The sequence below is a fragment of the Streptomyces chilikensis genome (genome assembly GCF_001642695.1).
Taxonomy (GTDB): domain Bacteria; phylum Actinomycetota; class Actinomycetes; order Streptomycetales; family Streptomycetaceae; genus Streptomyces; species Streptomyces chilikensis.
The window spans coordinates 2,556,736-2,571,329 of record NZ_LWCC02000005.1; the positions used below are offsets into that span (position 1 = coordinate 2,556,736).

Annotated in this window: 16 protein-coding genes, 1 tRNA gene and 1 riboswitch; of the genes, 6 read left to right on the forward strand and 11 right to left on the reverse strand. The window is 75.0% G+C overall.

The window, feature by feature from the left end; genetic code table 11:
- Positions 1–71: 71 nt before the first annotated feature.
- Both A2U95_RS11500 and A2U95_RS11505 read left to right on the forward strand, forming a co-directional pair.
- Positions 72–1,907 (forward strand): S9 family peptidase, encoded by a 1,836-nt coding sequence (locus A2U95_RS11500; protein WP_166022039.1) that lies wholly within the window; start codon positions 72–74, stop codon positions 1,905–1,907.
- A 183-nt stretch (positions 1,908–2,090) separates the two neighbouring features.
- Positions 2,091–2,588 carry an ATP-binding protein gene (locus A2U95_RS11505; protein ID WP_166022040.1) on the forward strand — a complete coding sequence of 166 codons (498 nt, stop codon included), beginning with the start codon at positions 2,091–2,093 and terminating at the stop codon, positions 2,586–2,588.
- A 238-nt stretch (positions 2,589–2,826) separates the two neighbouring features.
- On the opposite strand, the gene A2U95_RS11510 is transcribed toward A2U95_RS11505, so the two are convergent.
- From A2U95_RS11510 to A2U95_RS11550, 9 genes are all read right to left on the reverse strand, one after another.
- Entirely contained in the window at positions 2,827–3,708 is an 882-nt protein-coding gene (locus A2U95_RS11510) for an energy-coupling factor ABC transporter ATP-binding protein (protein ID WP_166022041.1), read from the reverse strand.
- Complete coding sequence (gene cbiQ, locus A2U95_RS11515) at positions 3,705–4,451, reverse strand: cobalt ECF transporter T component CbiQ (RefSeq protein ID WP_166022042.1); 747 nt, start codon at positions 4,449–4,451, stop codon at positions 3,705–3,707. The genes A2U95_RS11510 and cbiQ overlap by 4 nt, the downstream gene beginning before the upstream one ends.
- Before the next feature lie 5 nt (positions 4,452–4,456).
- A complete protein-coding gene (locus tag A2U95_RS11520; RefSeq protein WP_166022043.1) occupies positions 4,457–4,828 on the reverse strand; it encodes an energy-coupling factor ABC transporter substrate-binding protein in 372 nt (123 codons plus the stop codon).
- A complete protein-coding gene (locus tag A2U95_RS11525) occupies positions 4,825–5,523 on the reverse strand; it encodes an energy-coupling factor ABC transporter permease (protein ID WP_166022044.1) in 699 nt (232 codons plus the stop codon). Before A2U95_RS11525 ends, A2U95_RS11520 begins: the two co-directional genes overlap by 4 nt.
- 30 nt (positions 5,524–5,553) lie before the next feature.
- A riboswitch (cobalamin riboswitch) is annotated at positions 5,554–5,739 on the reverse strand.
- Positions 5,740–5,875: 136 nt separating this feature from the next.
- Entirely contained in the window at positions 5,876–6,424 is a 549-nt protein-coding gene (locus A2U95_RS11530; RefSeq protein WP_166022045.1) for a GNAT family N-acetyltransferase, read from the reverse strand.
- A gap of 203 nt (positions 6,425–6,627) precedes the next feature.
- Positions 6,628–7,617: an RNA polymerase sigma-70 factor gene (locus tag A2U95_RS11535; protein WP_166022046.1), complete on the reverse strand. Its 990-nt coding sequence runs from the start codon at positions 7,615–7,617 to the stop codon at positions 6,628–6,630.
- Between the two features lie 39 nt (positions 7,618–7,656).
- Entirely contained in the window at positions 7,657–8,130 is a 474-nt protein-coding gene (locus A2U95_RS11540) for a carboxymuconolactone decarboxylase family protein (protein ID WP_166022047.1), read from the reverse strand.
- 151 nt (positions 8,131–8,281) lie between these two features.
- Complete coding sequence (locus A2U95_RS11545; RefSeq protein WP_166022048.1) at positions 8,282–8,563, reverse strand: twin-arginine translocase TatA/TatE family subunit; 282 nt, start codon at positions 8,561–8,563, stop codon at positions 8,282–8,284.
- 83 nt (positions 8,564–8,646) lie between these two features.
- Positions 8,647–8,913, reverse strand: a complete 267-nt coding sequence (locus tag A2U95_RS11550; protein WP_166022049.1) for a GlsB/YeaQ/YmgE family stress response membrane protein — start codon at positions 8,911–8,913, stop codon at positions 8,647–8,649.
- A gap of 198 nt (positions 8,914–9,111) precedes the next feature.
- Between A2U95_RS11550 and A2U95_RS11555 the strand changes: the two genes are divergently transcribed.
- Complete coding sequence (locus tag A2U95_RS11555) at positions 9,112–9,498, forward strand: BlaI/MecI/CopY family transcriptional regulator (protein WP_166022050.1); 387 nt, start codon at positions 9,112–9,114, stop codon at positions 9,496–9,498.
- A 4-nt stretch (positions 9,499–9,502) separates the two neighbouring features.
- Positions 9,503–10,438, forward strand: a complete 936-nt coding sequence (locus tag A2U95_RS11560; protein ID WP_166022051.1) for a M56 family metallopeptidase — start codon at positions 9,503–9,505, stop codon at positions 10,436–10,438.
- Between the two features lie 166 nt (positions 10,439–10,604).
- On the opposite strand, the gene A2U95_RS11565 is transcribed toward A2U95_RS11560, so the two are convergent.
- Complete coding sequence (locus A2U95_RS11565; protein ID WP_166022052.1) at positions 10,605–11,621, reverse strand: sporulation protein; 1,017 nt, start codon at positions 11,619–11,621, stop codon at positions 10,605–10,607.
- Positions 11,622–11,939: 318 nt separating this feature from the next.
- Between A2U95_RS11565 and A2U95_RS11570 the strand changes: the two genes are divergently transcribed.
- The gene (locus A2U95_RS11570; RefSeq protein ID WP_166022053.1) at positions 11,940–13,295 is read left to right on the forward strand and encodes a hemolysin family protein; all 1,356 of its coding nucleotides are present in this window, start codon (positions 11,940–11,942) and stop codon (positions 13,293–13,295) included.
- Entirely contained in the window at positions 13,292–14,311 is a 1,020-nt protein-coding gene (locus A2U95_RS11575) for a hemolysin family protein (protein WP_166022054.1), read from the forward strand. The genes A2U95_RS11570 and A2U95_RS11575 overlap by 4 nt, the downstream gene beginning before the upstream one ends.
- Before the next feature lie 208 nt (positions 14,312–14,519).
- On the opposite strand, the gene A2U95_RS11580 is transcribed toward A2U95_RS11575, so the two are convergent.
- Positions 14,520–14,593 (reverse strand) — tRNA-Pro (locus A2U95_RS11580).
- Between the last annotated feature and the right edge of the window lies 1 nt (position 14,594).

Here is a 14,594-nt window from a genome sequence, read left to right on the forward strand (position 1 = left end):
CCGGCCGGGAGTTGTCCACAGGCGGGGGACGCGCGCCGCACGCCACCCCCTCGACCAGGCACCATGGGGCCATGACTGACAGCAACGGGCCGGCCGACACGCCGACGAGGACGACGCCGGAGACCATGCCGGCGTGGGAGAAGCGATTCAGGGCCCCCCGGGTGTCCCTCCCCGACTGGGCGGAGGACGCCCCGGACCGCTCCCTGTTCGTCTCCAACGCGACAGGAACCTACGAGCTCTACGCCTGGGACCGCGCCACCGGCGCCCAGCGCCAGGTCACCGACCGCCCCAACGGCACCACCGACGGCGTGCTGTCCCCGGACGGCGCCTGGATCTGGTGGTTCGACGACACCGACGGCGACGAGTTCGGCGTCTGGCGCCGCCAGCCCTTCCACGGCGGCCCGGACGAGGAGGCGGTCCCCGGCCTGGAGCCCTCCTACCCCGCGGGCCTGGCCATCGGACGGGACGGCCGCACCGCCGTCGTCGGCCGCTCCGCCGACGAGGAGGGCACCACCATCCACCTCGCCCGCACCGGCGAGGAACCGGTCGAGATCTACCGCCACCCCGAGTCCGCCGGCGTCGGCGACCTCTCCCACGACGGCTCGCTGATCGCCGTCGAGCACACCGAGCACGGCGACGCCATGCACTCCGCCCTGCGCGTGCTCCGCCCCGACGGCCGCACCGTGGCGGAACTCGACGACACCAAGGGCGGCACCGTGGAGCTGGGCCTGGAGGTCCTCGGCTTCGCCCCGGTCGACGGCGACACCCGCCTCCTCGTCGGCCACCAGCGCCGGGGCCGCTGGGAGCCCATGGTGTGGGACGTCGCCACCGGCGAGGAGACCGACCTGGCCCTGGAGCTGCCCGGCGACGTGAGCGCCGAGTGGTACCCGGACGGCTCCGCCCTGCTGATCGCGCACAGCTTCGAGGCCCGCAGCGAGCTGTTCCGCTACTCCCTGGCCACCCGCTCCCTGGAGGAGATCGCCACCCCGCCCGGCACCGTCTCGGGGGCCACGGCCCGCCCCGACGGCAGCGTGGAGTACCTGTGGTCCTCCGCCGCCGAGCCGCCGGTGGTGCGCTCCACCTCCGGCCGCGTGGTGCTGGACCCGCCCGGCATGAAGGCCCCCGCGTCGGTTCCGGTGGAGGACGTCTGGGTGGAGGGCCCCGGCGGCCGCATCCACGCCCTGGTGCAGAGGCCGGCCGGCGCGACCGGTCCGCTGCCCACCGTCTTCGACATCCACGGCGGCCCCACCTGGCACGACAGCGACGCGTTCGCCGCGGGCCCGGCCGCCTGGGTCGACCACGGGTACGCGGTGGTCCGGGTCAACTACCGCGGCTCCACCGGCTACGGCCGGGAGTGGACGGACGCCCTCAAGCACCGCGTCGGCCTGATCGAGCTGGAGGACGTCGCCGCGGTCCGCGAGTGGGCGGTCTCCTCCGGCCTCGCCGACCCCCGCCGCCTGGTCCTCACCGGCGGTTCCTGGGGCGGCTACCTCACCCTCCTCGGCCTCGGCACCCAGCCGGACGCCTGGACGCTGGGCATCGCCGCCGTCCCGGTCGCCGACTACGTGACGGCGTACCACGACGAGATGGAGGCCCTGAAGTCCATGGACCGCACCCTCCTGGGCGGCACCCCGGAGGAGGTCCCTGAGCGCTTCGAGGCGTCCTCCCCCCTCACCTACGTGGACCGGGTCAAGGCGCCGGTGTACATCTCGGCCGGGGTCAACGACCCGCGCTGCCCGATCCGGCAGGTCGAGAACTACGTCAAGCGCCTGGAGGCGCGCGGCGCGGTCCACGAGGTCTACCGCTACGACGCGGGCCACGGCTCCCTGGTGGTCGACGAGCGGATCAAGCAGGTCCGGCTGGAACTGGACTTCGCCGCGCGGCACCTGCCGGGGGCGGAGGACTGACCGCCCGGCCGCCGGCCGGGCGGTCGGTCCCGCCCTCCGCCCGCCCGGCCGGCGGCCGTGATCCGTCCCCCCCTCGGCGGTCCGCGACTGTCCGTAGTGGCCATGACGCCCGGGTGTACGCAACGTCACGATTCCTTCACCCTCCGATGCGTCAACGCCCTCGGGACGGGATACGGATAGGCCGTGCTCACAGATACGACCAGCTCCAACGACGACCCCCGGCCGCAGGGGACCGAGCGGTACGCGCCGGTGGCCAAAAGCCCCGTGTGCCCGGAACCCCAGGTCTTCGCCGCCCAGTTCAGGTCATCGCCCCGGGGAGCCCGGCAGGCGCGGCACTGCGCGGTGCGCCGGCTCGCCGAGTGGGGGCACCCCCCGGCCTGCGACCTGTCCTCCACGGTGGCCCTGCTGGTCGGTGAGCTCGCCGCCAACGCCGTGCGCCACGGACGCGTCCCCGGACGGGACTTCGCGCTCCGCCTGACCCTCGACGAGCCCGCCGGACTGGCCCGCGTGGAAGTGGTCGACGCCTCCGAGACCCCACCGCCCCGGACCGCCGGCCAGGCCCCGGTGGACGACGAGTCGGGCCGCGGCCTGGTCCTGGTCGACGCCCTCGCCACCCGCTGGGGATCCTGCCCCCGCGAGCCCATCGGCAAGACCGTCTGGGCGGAACTGAAGATCAACTGACCACCGGGACCACGGCCGCCGGCGGCGCTCGGACGAGCGCCGCCACCACGACCACCCACGACCACCCACGGTCACCACGACCACCACGGCCACCACCGGCACCGTGCCCGCCACCGCCTCGGCGGGCGGGCCGCCCGGACGCCGCGCCCGGACGCCGCGCCCGGACGCCGCGCCCGGACCCGTGCGGCCTCGTCGCCGAGTCCGTCCGTGGCCCTCCCCTCCCGCCGTGGGGCAGGACCTACCCGGCGGGGGCCGCCGACGGGCCGCCCTCCGCCGCCCACCGCGCCAGCTCCTCGGCGGTGCGCGGAACGACGCCTCCCGCCGGGGCCGCGCCCCGCGAACGGAGGGCCGCCGCCACCGCCACCCCCCACGGCAGCCGCAGTCCCGCCTCCGCCAGCGCGTCCGTCCGCGCCAGCACCTCCCCGGCCGTCCCCGTCCGGACCCCGCCCGGCGTCAGCAGCGCCACGTCGTCCGCCCACCGCAGCGCCAGGTCCACGTCATGCGTGGCCATCACCACCGTGGTGCCCCCGCCCCGCAGCTCCTCCAGCGTGGCGAGGAGCCGTTCCTGTCCCTCCGGATCCAGCCCCGCCGTCGGCTCGTCGAGGACCAGGACCCGCGGCCGCATCGCCACCGCCCCCGCGATCGCCGCCCGCTTGCGCTGCCCGTAGGACAGCAGGTGCGTGGGCCGGTCGCCCACGCCCGTGATGTCCAGCGCCGCCAGCGCCTCGTCGACCCGCGCCCGCACCTCCTCCTCCGGCAGCCCCAGGTTCAGCGGACCGAACGACACGTCCTGCGCGACCGACGCCGCGAACAGCTGGTCGTCCGGGTCCTGCACCACCAGCTGCACGGTGGTCCGCAGCCGGGTCAGTCCCGCCCGGTCGTAGGAGACCGGCCGGCCCGCCAGCTCCACCCGGCCCGAGCGGGGCCGCAGCCCGCCCCCGAGCAGCCGCATCAGCGTCGTCTTCCCGCTGCCGTTGCGTCCGAGCAGGGCCAGCGCCCGTCCCCCGCAGACCTCGAAGTCCAGGCCCTCCAGCACCAGGGGCCCGTCCTCGTACCCGAAGGAGACGCCCCGCAGGGCGACCAGCGGCGACGGCGTCCCGTCCACCGGAATCCCGTTCATGACAGAGGTCCTTCCAGTGCGGTGCCGAGCACCGCGATCGCCACCAGCAGTGCGAGACTTCCGCCCACGAATCCCCCGGACACCCGGGTCGGCGGCACCAGGACCCGCAGGGTCCCGTCGTACCCCCGTCCCGCCAGCCCGGACTGCAGCCGCCCCGCCCGGTCGAAGGCCCGGACGAAGGCGGTGGCGCCGAGCCCGCCCAGCGACCGCCAGGCCGCGGCCCGCGTGGTGTGCCCGAGCCGCGCGGCCTGTGCCTGCCGGACCTGCCGCACCGCGTCGAGCAGCAGGAACGCCATCCGGTACGTCACCACCGCCACGTCCACCACCGCCGCCGGCACCCCCGCCCGCACCAGCCGGGGCAGCAGGTCCGACATCGGCGTGGTGAACGCGAACACCAGCACCCCCAGCGAGGCCGCGGAGCTCCGCAGCAGCAGCTCCCCGGCCCGCACCGCCCCGTCCGGCGCGAGCCCCACCAGGTCCGGGCCGCCGACCCGCACCAGCAGCGTCACCGCTCCGGTGACGCAGAACCCCAGCGGCACCCGGTACGCCCGCCACAGCCGCCCGGCCGGCACCCGCGCGGGTCCCAGCAGCACGGCCAGCGCCGCCGCCAGAACCAGAGCCGCCCCCGGCCACGGCGGCAGCACGACGGCGAGCAGCGTGAGCCCGAGCCCGAGCACCGCCTTGTCCACAGGATGACGGCGGCGCCAGCGACTGCTGTGCGCCGCCGCGTCGATCGACAGCACAGGCGTCAGACCCGCCCGGGATCCGCGTCGTCCGCGGGCGGGGGCCCGGAGGCCGCACCGCTCGCCGCCGCCGCGGCCCGCGCCTCGCCCTGACGCCGGCCGCGCCACAGCCCCAGGCAGTACGCGACGACCCCCGCGCCCACCGCCGCCTGCACCGCGAACAGCCCCGACTCGACCTCGCCGGACGGCGGTTCGTAGACCGGCGAGAACCAGGGGCGGTAGTCCGGGTCGATCTCCGTGATCGCCGTCTCCGCCTCGGCGTCCGCCCCGGCGAACGGCTCGGCCTTGTGATCGCCCAGCCCCAGCACCACCGGCAGCACCGCGATCAGCACGACGGCCAGCACCAGCAGCACATTGACGCGCGCGTTCCGCCTCATCGGGTCACCGCCTCGGCGCCGGCCTTGCCGCGCCCGCCCGCCTGCAGGCCCAGACGGGCCAGTTCACCCGCGTTCGACTGCAGGAGCAGCCGCACGACGAGCACCGTGAGCAGTCCTTCGCTCACCGCCAGCGGGATCTGCGTCACGGCGAAGATGGACCCGAACTTGCCCAGCGCGCCCAGGAATCCGCTGACCGGGTCCGGGAACGCCAGCGCGAGCTGCACGCTGGTGACGCAGTAGGTGCTGAGGTCGGCGACGAACGCGGCGCAGAACACCGCCACTTCCAGCCGCGCCCCGAGCCCGCGGGCGAGCCGGTACACCCCGTACCCCGCCCAGGGCCCCACCACGGCCATCGAGAAGACGTTGGCCCCGAGCGTGGTCAGCCCGCCGTGCGCGAGCAACAGGGCCTGGAACAGCAGGGTGACGGTCCCCAGGACCGCCACCACAGGGGGCCGGAACAGCACCGCCCCCAGCCCGCTCCCGGTGGGGTGCGAGCAACTGCCGGTGACGGACGGCAGCTTGAGCGCCGACAGGACGAACATGAACGCACCCGAAGCCCCGAGCAGCAGGGTGCTCTCCGGATGTTCCCGCACTTCACGGGTGAGTTGGCGAACTCCGTGGACGACGAACGGAGCTGACGCGGCGACCCAGGCGATCGCGTGCGCCGGAGGAAGGAAACCCTCGGCTATGTGCATGGCTCAGCAGACCCTCTCCAGCACCTCGTGGATGGACGACGCGCCTTGGCCGGTCTCCTGGCTGACGGGTACCACACGCCCGTGCTCCGCCTTCCCGGGTCCGTGAGGACCCAGTGGCTGCCCGCGAGGGCCGGAGCCGGACTTCCCGATCACAGTGGCGAGGGCCGCACCGGCATCACACCGGATTTCCCGTTCACCAAGGCCTTGTGACAGTAATCCGGCGTCCCGTCCACTGACAAGGCGACCCCTTCCGGCCCCGGCCCCCGGGCCGTGGCTCCTGGACGCGGGATGCGTGACGCGGGACGCCGGGAGCGAGGGGAGGCGGGCCCGCCCCGGCCGGGCCCGGCCCGCCTCAGCCGCGGTCCCGGTCCAGCCCCCACGTCTGCAGGGCGTACGGCCGCCCCTTCTCCACCCCTGTGATCAACGGCACGTCGAGCAGCCGGAAGCCGGCCCGGGCCGCCACGGCGGCACTCGCCGCGTTCTCCGCCTCCAGTTCGAGGATCACCCGCTCCGCCCCCAGCTCCTCGAAGGCGTACCCGGCCATCACCCGCACCGCCCGCGCCGCCAGACCCCGCCCCCGGTGCGCCGGCCCCACCGCGTACCCCAGCTCCGTCCCCTCCGGGGCGCGCCGCAGCATCACCTCACCGAGCGGCGCGCCGCCGTCGACCGTGATGGCGAGCAGGATGCTCGTCCCCTCCGCCCGCAGCTCCCGGGACCGCGCCAGCCGCGTGCGCCCGGCCGCCTCGTCGAACGGCGAGACGATCGGGGTCCAGTACGCGATGTCCGGGTGGTCGAACAACGCGGGCATCGCCGCCAGGTCGTCCTCCGTCCAGTCCCGTAGGACGAGCCCTTCCCCCCGCAGCTCCATGCGTGCGGGAAAGGGCGACGTGTCGTTGCTCATGGGGACGACCTCCTGGCCTGGAACGCGCGGCTGCGCCGGAACCGAACTTCCCGCACATCCTTTCGCCCGCCGGCGGGCACTGTCAGGCCGATATCCGGCGCGCGCCGGGAGGCACGCGGGCCCCGGCCGCGCACGGGGCGGCACGCTCCGGCGCCGCCGCCGTGCCACCGTGCCGCCGGGGCCGCCGGGGCCGGCGGCAGGCTTCACGGCCTTGCCGCCCGGCGGGCCCGTTTCACCTCCCGGTCCAGCGCCCACGCGTCGGCGACCGGCCCGAGGTGGCCGAGCTTGTCGGGGTTGATCACCGCGCGGACGGTCCGGATCCGCCCGTCGGCCACGTCGAGGACCAGGGCGTGCAGGACCCTGCCGTCCCGGTCGCGGAAGATCGCCCCCGGCTGCCCGTTGACCTCGCGCCGCTGGAACGTGATGCCGACCTCGGCCATGAGCGGGTACACGGCGGCGAGCAGCCGGGCCGCGTTCTCCGCGCCGGCCACGGCCCTGGCCAGTCGAGGCGCCTTCCCGCCGCTGTCGCCGACCATCCGCACGTCCGCGGCGAGCAGCTGCCGCAGCCCGGCGACGTCGCCCAGGGACAGCGCCCCGAAGAACCGCTCCGCCAGCTCCTGCCGTTCCCGCCGGTCGGCCTCGAAGCGGGGACGGCCCTCCGCCATGTGCCGCCGCGCCCGCACCAGGAGCTGCCGGCAGGCCGCCTCCGAGCGCCCCACCGCCGAGGCGATCTCGTCGAACCCGAAGGCGAACACCTCGCGCAGCACGAACACCGACCGCTCCAGCGGACTGAGCCGCTCCAGGAGCAGCAGCGCCGCCATCGACACCGAGTCGGCCAGCTCCGCGGCACGTGCCGGGTCCTGGTACGGGTCGTCCAGCAACGGCTCCGGCAGCCACGGCCCGACGTACTTCTCCCGCCGTACCCGGGCGGAACGCAGGACGTCGATGGAAATCCGGGTGACGGTGGCCGACAGGAACGCCCTGACCGACTCCGGCCGGGTCGTCGAGGCGTCGAAGCGCAGCCACGCCTCCTGCACCGCGTCCTCCGCCTCGCCGACGCTCCCCAGGACGCGGTACGCGATCGAGAACAGCAGCGGCCTGAGCTCCTCGAACTCCGCGACCCTGCCGTTCCGGTCGGTCCCGTCGGCCCGGTCGGCCCGGTCGGCCGTGCCGGTCCCGTCGACCCCGTGCATGTCCGGCTCCCCTCGTCGGAACGGGCGTGGCCCGGTGGCTCAGTGGAACTGACCGGCCTGGTAGTCCCCGGCCGGCTGCCGGGTGACGATGTTCAGCCGGTTGGCCGCGTTCATGAACGAGATCGCCAGCACCAGGGCGGCGAGCTGGTCCTCGTCGAAGTGCTCGGCGGCGCGCGCCCACACCTCGTCGCTGACGCCCTCGCCCGCGTCGGCGACCCGCGTCGCCCGCTCCGCCAGCTCCAGCGCCGCCCGCTCGGCCTCGGTGTAGACGGTCGCCTCGCGCCACACCGCGACCAGGGCGAGCCGCACCGCCGACTCCCCGGCGGCGGCGGCCTCCTTGGTGTGCATGTCCACGCAGACGGCGCACCCGTTGATCTGGCTCACCCGCAGGGCCACCAGCTCCTGCAGCGCGGCGGGCAGCGGCGCCTCCTTGATCGCCCGGCCCGCCGCCATGAAGTGCCTGAGGACCTTGCCGGCGCCCGGGTTGGTCAGGAAGTCCAGTCGCGCGTCCATCGTGTGCTCCTCCGTGCTCGTCGGTGGGTGGTTCCGTTCCCTGGACGAGACAGCCGCGCTCCCCGTGACATCACCCCGCCTGTGACCTACGTCTCGGCCGGGCGGACCGGGGCCGGCGTGGCACCGGGCGGGCCCCGGGCACGGACCACCCCTACCTCGGCGGCGCGGTCCCCCGCCCCGGTTCCCCGGTGCGGTCGGAGGCGGGCGGAAGCACCTCTCCCCGGACGATCCGGGGAGGGGAGGAGGGCGCCGTCTCCGCGGGACGCGGCTCCGCCCGCGCCTCCTTGCGCCTCTCCTCCTTCATGGCGCGGGCCTCCGCCTTGAGGATGCGTGCCGACCTGCCCGCGGAGCGGGCCAGTCCGGGAAGCTTCCTGGCGCAGAGGAGGACGATCACGACGATGAGGACGACGGCCAGTTCGCTGAGACCGAGCATGGTGTCCGTGCTCCTTGGGGAGTGCCCGGGCGGGCCGGTGGAGGGGAGGGCGAAGGCGCCGGTGACGACCCCGGTGGGCCGGGTCAGCCCCGGGCGCGGCCGAACAGCAGGCGGTAGGCGATCAGCAGCAGCAGGGCGCCCGCGATCGCCGAGCCCCAGGTCGCGAGGTCGAAGAACGCGCGCTGCACGGGCCGGTCGAAGAGTTCGGAGGAGAGCCAGCCGCCGAGGAAGGCTCCGGCGATGCCGATGGCGGTCGTGCCGAGGCAGCCGCCCGGGTCGCGTCCGGGCAGGAGGGCCTTGGCGACGGCTCCTGCCAGCAGTCCCAGCACCAGCCATGCGATGACGCCCATGTCGTGCGCTCCTCTCGGTCCCCGTCGTCGGTCCGGGCGGGCGCGCCCTCGGGGACGAGCCTGAATCTACATGCATGTAGAACATCGGTCGAGGGGGGTGGCCGCCGGCCGCGGGCCTCCGCCGGCGGCGGTGGGTTCCGCGGAGGTCTATACGATGTCGGCCCGGGAAACGGGCGGCGGCGGAAGGGAGATCGGGACGTGGCGGAGCAGCGGGCATCCCGGCGGCGGGGGCAGGGGGAGCTGGAGGCGCTGGTCCTGTCGGCCCTGCAGGAGGCGGACGGTCCGGCGACGGCCGGCTGGGTGCAGGAACGCCTGGGCGGCGGCCTCGCCTACACCACCGTGGTCACCATCCTGACCAGGCTGCTGGCCAAGGGCGCGGTCACCCGGGAGCGCGCCGGGCGGTCGTTCGCCTGGACGCCGGCGTCGGACCACGCCGGTCTGGCCGCCCGGAAGATGCGCCGGGTGCTGGACGCGGAGAACGACCGGGAGGCCGTGCTGGCCAGCTTCGTCACCGGTCTCGGACCGGACGACGAGCGCCTGCTGCGGGAGCTCCTCGACCGGCCGGGGAGCGAAGGGGACGACTGACCTCATGGGGGTGTTCGTCTTCCTGCCGCTGGTGCTGCCGCTGACGGCCTGGCCGGTGGCCCGCCTCGCCGAGCAACGGCTGCACCCGCGGACCGCGACACGGCTGCTGACCGTGGTCGCCGCGGTGATGGCGGCCTGCAGCACGGTCTGCCTGGGCCTGCTGATGGTGGTCGGCACCGCGCAGCTGCCCGGGAACCCGCTGCCGGACGGCTGGTCGGACCCCGAGGTGCGGGAGGCGGTCCCCTACGACGAGGTGGCCGGGAAGGCGGCGATTCCCGCCCTGTGCGCGGTGCTCGTCCTGTGCGGCCGGACGCTGTGGCGGCACGGCCGGACGCGGTGCCGCGCCCACCGTGCGCTGGCCGGTCTGCCGGACACGGAGGTCGCGGTGCTGCGGGACGACGCCCCGTACGCGTACGCGCTTCCCGGCGGCGGCCGGAGGGGCCGCGTGGTGGTCACCACCGCCCTCCTCGACAGCCTGCGGTCGGCCGAGCGGCGGGCGCTGTTCGCCCACGAGCGGTCCCATCTCGCGGCCCGCCACCACCGCTTCCTCCTCGCGGTGCGCCTGGCGGCGCAGGCCAACCCGTTCCTGCGGCCGCTGCGCACCGCGGTGTCGTACACGACGGAGCGGTGGGCGGACGAGGACGCCGCGCAGGCGGTCGGCAGCCGCCGGACCGTGGCCCACGCGATCGGCAGGGCGGCCCTGGTCTCCCGCGGCCCGTCACCGGCCGCCCTGCCCGGCTTCGCCGTCGCGGGACCGGTGCCGCGCCGGGTGGCGGCCCTCCTCGGCCCGGCTCCGGCCGCACGCCGCTGGCCGTCGCTCTTCACCACCGTCGGGCTCGCGGCCTGGGGAGCGGCCGCGGCGACCGCCGTGTCGGCGATGTCCTCCGCCAACGCGGCCGTCACCATGACCCTCATCCTGTACGCCGCCACACCCCTCTGACCGCCTCCCTTCCCCGGCCGGGCGCCGGCCCGGCCTGGGAAGGGCGCGTCGTCCGCCCGGGGCCGGAGGCCCCGCCGTGCGGCGGGGCCTCCAGGGCGCGGCGCGCGCCACCGGCTGCCCGGCCTCGTCGAGGTCCCCGCCGGCTCCGCCGATCACGACGCCGGCGTCACGCCTCTTCCTCCTCGTCCCCCTCGAAGAAGTCCCCGATCTCGTCGACGACCTCGGCCGCGACCATCCCGCCGGCCACGCCGACCGCCAGTCCCGCGGCTCCGGCGGCGACGGCGGCGCCCGCCCCGGGCCCGGAGCGGTGGTGGTCACCGTCGTCGTGGTGGCCGTGGTGGCCGTGGTGGTCCGAGAGGTGGCCGGGGTCCGGGTGGGACGCCGCGTGGTCGTACCCGCCGTGCGGGGCGTACGCCGCCCGGCGCCCGAGGAGCTGCCGGATCCAGCCGTCGACCTCGGCCTCCCAGTCGCGGGCGTCGTGGTGGCCGACGGTGAACCGGGCGAGCGCGCCGTGGCCGGGGGAGAGGAGGCCGCCGCGCCTGTCGGCCTCCAGGACGACCTCCACGCCGCCGGGGTTCGCCAGGAAGGTGATCTCGATCTCGCTCACCTGGTGCGCGTGGCCGGGCGGCGGGGTGATCTCGATCTCCTGGTGGAAGGGCAGCCGCTGTCCCGTGCCGCCGATGCGGCCGTACTCCAGGTCGGCCGAGCGGAAGCCGAAGCCGAGCCGGCCGAAGGCCTCGAGGATTGCCTCCTGGACGTGCAGGGGGCCCACCGCGAGGGGGTCGAGATCGCCCTTGTCCCTGGCGCCCGCCACCGCCAGCTCCGTGCGCACGCCCAGCGCGATCCCCAGCGGCTGCCCGTACAGTTCCGTGACCGGCGTCTCCCACGGCAGCGTCACGCTGAACGGCACGCTCCGCCGCTCGCCCGCCGCGAGCCGGAAACCGCCGCCGACGGTGTACCGGGCGAAGGTGACGGTTCCCTCGCCCTCCCCCTCGGCGTGCTCCGCCTCGACGCGGGCCACCAGCTCCAGCGAGATGTGCTCGATGTCGAAGTCGGCGCCGCCGCCCTCGACGTGCACCTGCCCGGTGAGCTCCGAGCCGGGCAGGGCGGGTCCGGGGGTGAGGACCGTGTCGACGGAGGGTCCCCCCACGCCGAGCGAGCCGAGCAGTCGTCTGAACACCATGCGAGCGTCCACTTCCTCTGGGTGTCGTTGTGATGTCGCCGTTCGCCCGGACAGGGCTGACGCACGGCGGTTCGTCCGCCGTCCCATCTTCTACAGGCGAGTAGAAGCATAGGATGTCCCGGTACGAGGCGGAGCCGCGTCGTACGGGCACGGAGGTGACGGCGGGGAACGCGGCCCCGGCCGCAACCGTCGTCCCGGAACAATCCGGAAGGAAAAGGAGCCACTCTTGTCCGCCAGACCGACGGACCCCCCGGGGCACAGTCCCCGACCATTCCGCCAGGCACTTCCTGAGCACGGCACGCGGCGGGATGGTGTTCGATGAGTGCCGCAAACGCTCTCCTGGGCCTGCTGGCCGTCTTCGTCCTGACCGCGGGCACCGGCTACTTCGTCGCCCAGGAGTTCGCCTACGTCTCCGCCGACCGCCTCGCACTGGCCCGTGACGCCGAAGCCGGGGACCGGAAGGCCGCCCGCGCGCTGAAGGTGCTGGAGCGGCTGTCGTTCATGCTGTCGGGCGCCCAGCTCGGCATCACCGTGACCGGACTGGTCGTCGGCTTCATCGCCGAACCGTCCGTCTCCGCCCTGCTCAGGCCCGCCCTGACGGGTGCGGGCCTGCCCGACGCCGCGGTGGGCGCGGTCTCCGTCGTACTGGCCTTCGTGCTGGCCACGGTCGTGCAGATGGTGCTGGGCGAACTCGCCCCGAAGAACCTCGCCATCGCCGTCCCGGAGCGCCTGGCGAAGTCCCTCGCGCGCTCCACGCTGCTCTACCTGAGGATCGTCGGCCCGGTGGTACGGATCTTCGACGGCGCCGCGAACCGGCTGCTCCGCAGGGTCGGCATCGAACCGGTCGAGGAACTGCACCACGGCGCCACGCTGGAGGAACTGGGCCACCTGATCGGCGAGTCCCACGAGCGGGGCGCCCTGCCGGAGGACACCGCCGCCCTCCTCGACCACGCCCTGGAGTTCTCCGACCGGACCCTCCACCAGGTGATGGTGCCCCGGGTGGACGCCGTCTTCGTCCGCGAGGACGCGACGGCCGCCGAGGCCGTCGGCCTGATCGCCCGGCACGGCCACTCCAACTACCCGGTGCTGGGCGACCACCCCGACGAGATCATCGGCGTGCTCGGCGTCAACGAGCTGATGCGTGAACCGGCCGGCCGCCTCCGGGACGCCACGGCGGGCGCGCTCGCCCGGCGTCCGCTGCTCCTGCCGGACACCCTCCCGCTGCCCGACGCCGTCACCCGGATGCGCGAGCGGGACGACGAGTTCGCGGTCGTCCTCGACGAGCACGGCGGCGTGGCGGGCATCGTCACGTACGAGGACATGGCGGAGGAACTGATCGGCGACATCGCCGACGAGACCGACACGGTCACCGAGGTCGCCGTGGCCGACGGCGGAGGCTGGCTGGTGGACGCCGGGCGCCGCCTGGACGAGGTGGCCGAGGCCACCGGCGTCGAACTGCCCGAGGAGGAGGACTACGACACCGTGGCCGGCCTGGTCGTCGACCGCCTCGGCCGCTTCCCGGCCGTCGGGGACCGGCTCACCGTCGACCTGCCCAGGGGTGGCGCGGCGCTGATCGAGGTCCGCACCCTCGACCGGCACGTCCCCGACCGCGTGCGGATCGAACTGCCCGAGGCCGAGGCCGGGGCCGGGGCGGAGACGGAGGTCCCGGCATGAGTTTCCCGATGGCGATCCTCGTCACCGTCCTGCTGCTGGTCGGCAGCGGCTTCTTCGTGGCCGCCGAGTTCGCCCTGGTCGCCGCCAAGCGGCACCGGATGGAGAAGGCGGCGGCCGAGAACCGGCGCGGAGCCGGGGCCGCCCTGGCCGGCATGCGGGAGCTGTCCCTGATGCTGGCCGGCGCCCAGCTCGGCATCACCGTCTGCACCCTGGGCCTCGGATCGGTGTCCAAGCCCGCGATCTCCCACGAACTCGACCCGCTGCTCCACCGCCTGGGCCTGCCCAGCGGGCTCAGCTACGGCATCGCGTTCGCCGTGGCGATGATCGTGGTGGTGTTCCTGCACATGGTGGTCGGTGAGATGGCGCCCAAGTCATGGGCCATCGCCCACCCGGAGCGCTCCGCCATGCTGCTCTCCCCGCCCTTCCGGGGCGTGGTGAAGGCGGTACGGCCGCTGATCCGCCTGCTCAACGCCCTGAGCAACGGCCTGGTGCGGCTGTGCCGGGTCACCCCGCGCGACGAGCTGGCCTCGGTCCACAACCGGGAACAGCTCACCCACCTGGTGACGGAGTCCCAGCGGCTCGGCCTGATCAGCCAGACCGACTCGGAACTGCTGACCCGTTCGCTGACGGAGCCCGAGACCCCGGTCGCCGAGCTCCAGGTGCCGACCTCCCGCATCACCTCGGTCGACGCCGGCGCGGACGTCGACGAGATCCTGCGGGTCGCGGCGGCGAGCGGCCGCACTCGGCTCCTGGTCCGCGCGCGGGACTCGTTCACCGGCTCGGTCCACGCCCGTGACGCCATGGTCGCCCGCTCCCGCGGACGCGTCACCGACGCCAGGGCCCTGGCCCGCCCGGTGCCCGAGCTGCCCGGCCACGCCACCGTCGCCGACGCGATCGACCTGCTGCGCCGGCACCGCGCGTCGCTGGCCGTGGTCCGGGACGACTCCGGCCGCCTCACCGGCATGGTCAGCCTGGACGACCTCCTGGCCCGGTTCCTCCAGCCCCGGACGAGCTGACGCCGCCCCGGCCCGAGCCCTCGGCCCCTCGCCGGGGGCCCGGGCCCTCGCCGGGGGCCCGGGCCCGGCCCGGACGGACGCCCTCGCCGGACCGGTCGACCACCACGGCCGCTCGGCCGACGCCGGCCGTGGACCGAGGACGAGGGCTGATCGGCAACACGTCAGAGGGCCTGGTGCGCAACGTGCGCACCAGGCCCTCTGATCACTGTCGGGGTGGCGGGATTTGAACCCACGACCTCTTCGTCCCGAACGAAGCGCGCTGCCAAGCTGCGCTACACCCCGA

What these genes read in the sequence shown, in the direction of transcription:
- A2U95_RS11525 (WP_166022044.1), bottom strand. Translation starts at nt 5,523, where the DNA reads ATGCACATAGCCGAGGGTTTCCTTCCTCCGGCGCACGCGATCGCCTGG.
- A2U95_RS11530 (WP_166022045.1), bottom strand. Translation starts at nt 6,424, where the DNA reads ATGAGCAACGACACGTCGCCCTTTCCCGCACGCATGGAGCTGCGGGGG.
- A2U95_RS11510 (WP_166022041.1), bottom strand. Translation starts at nt 3,708, where the DNA reads ATGAACGGGATTCCGGTGGACGGGACGCCGTCGCCGCTGGTCGCCCTG.
- A2U95_RS11545 (WP_166022048.1), bottom strand. Translation starts at nt 8,563, where the DNA reads ATGCTCGGTCTCAGCGAACTGGCCGTCGTCCTCATCGTCGTGATCGTC.
- A2U95_RS11535 (WP_166022046.1), bottom strand. Translation starts at nt 7,617, where the DNA reads ATGCACGGGGTCGACGGGACCGGCACGGCCGACCGGGCCGACCGGGCC.
- A2U95_RS11540 (WP_166022047.1), bottom strand. Translation starts at nt 8,130, where the DNA reads ATGGACGCGCGACTGGACTTCCTGACCAACCCGGGCGCCGGCAAGGTC.
- A2U95_RS11520 (WP_166022043.1), bottom strand. Translation starts at nt 4,828, where the DNA reads ATGAGGCGGAACGCGCGCGTCAATGTGCTGCTGGTGCTGGCCGTCGTG.
- A2U95_RS11575 (WP_166022054.1), top strand. Translation starts at nt 13,292, where the DNA reads ATGAGTTTCCCGATGGCGATCCTCGTCACCGTCCTGCTGCTGGTCGGC.
- A2U95_RS11500 (WP_166022039.1), top strand. Translation starts at nt 72, where the DNA reads ATGACTGACAGCAACGGGCCGGCCGACACGCCGACGAGGACGACGCCG.
- A2U95_RS11565 (WP_166022052.1), bottom strand. Translation starts at nt 11,621, where the DNA reads ATGGTGTTCAGACGACTGCTCGGCTCGCTCGGCGTGGGGGGACCCTCC.
- A2U95_RS11570 (WP_166022053.1), top strand. Translation starts at nt 11,940, where the DNA reads ATGAGTGCCGCAAACGCTCTCCTGGGCCTGCTGGCCGTCTTCGTCCTG.
- A2U95_RS11560 (WP_166022051.1), top strand. Translation starts at nt 9,503, where the DNA reads ATGGGGGTGTTCGTCTTCCTGCCGCTGGTGCTGCCGCTGACGGCCTGG.
- A2U95_RS11550 (WP_166022049.1), bottom strand. Translation starts at nt 8,913, where the DNA reads ATGGGCGTCATCGCATGGCTGGTGCTGGGACTGCTGGCAGGAGCCGTC.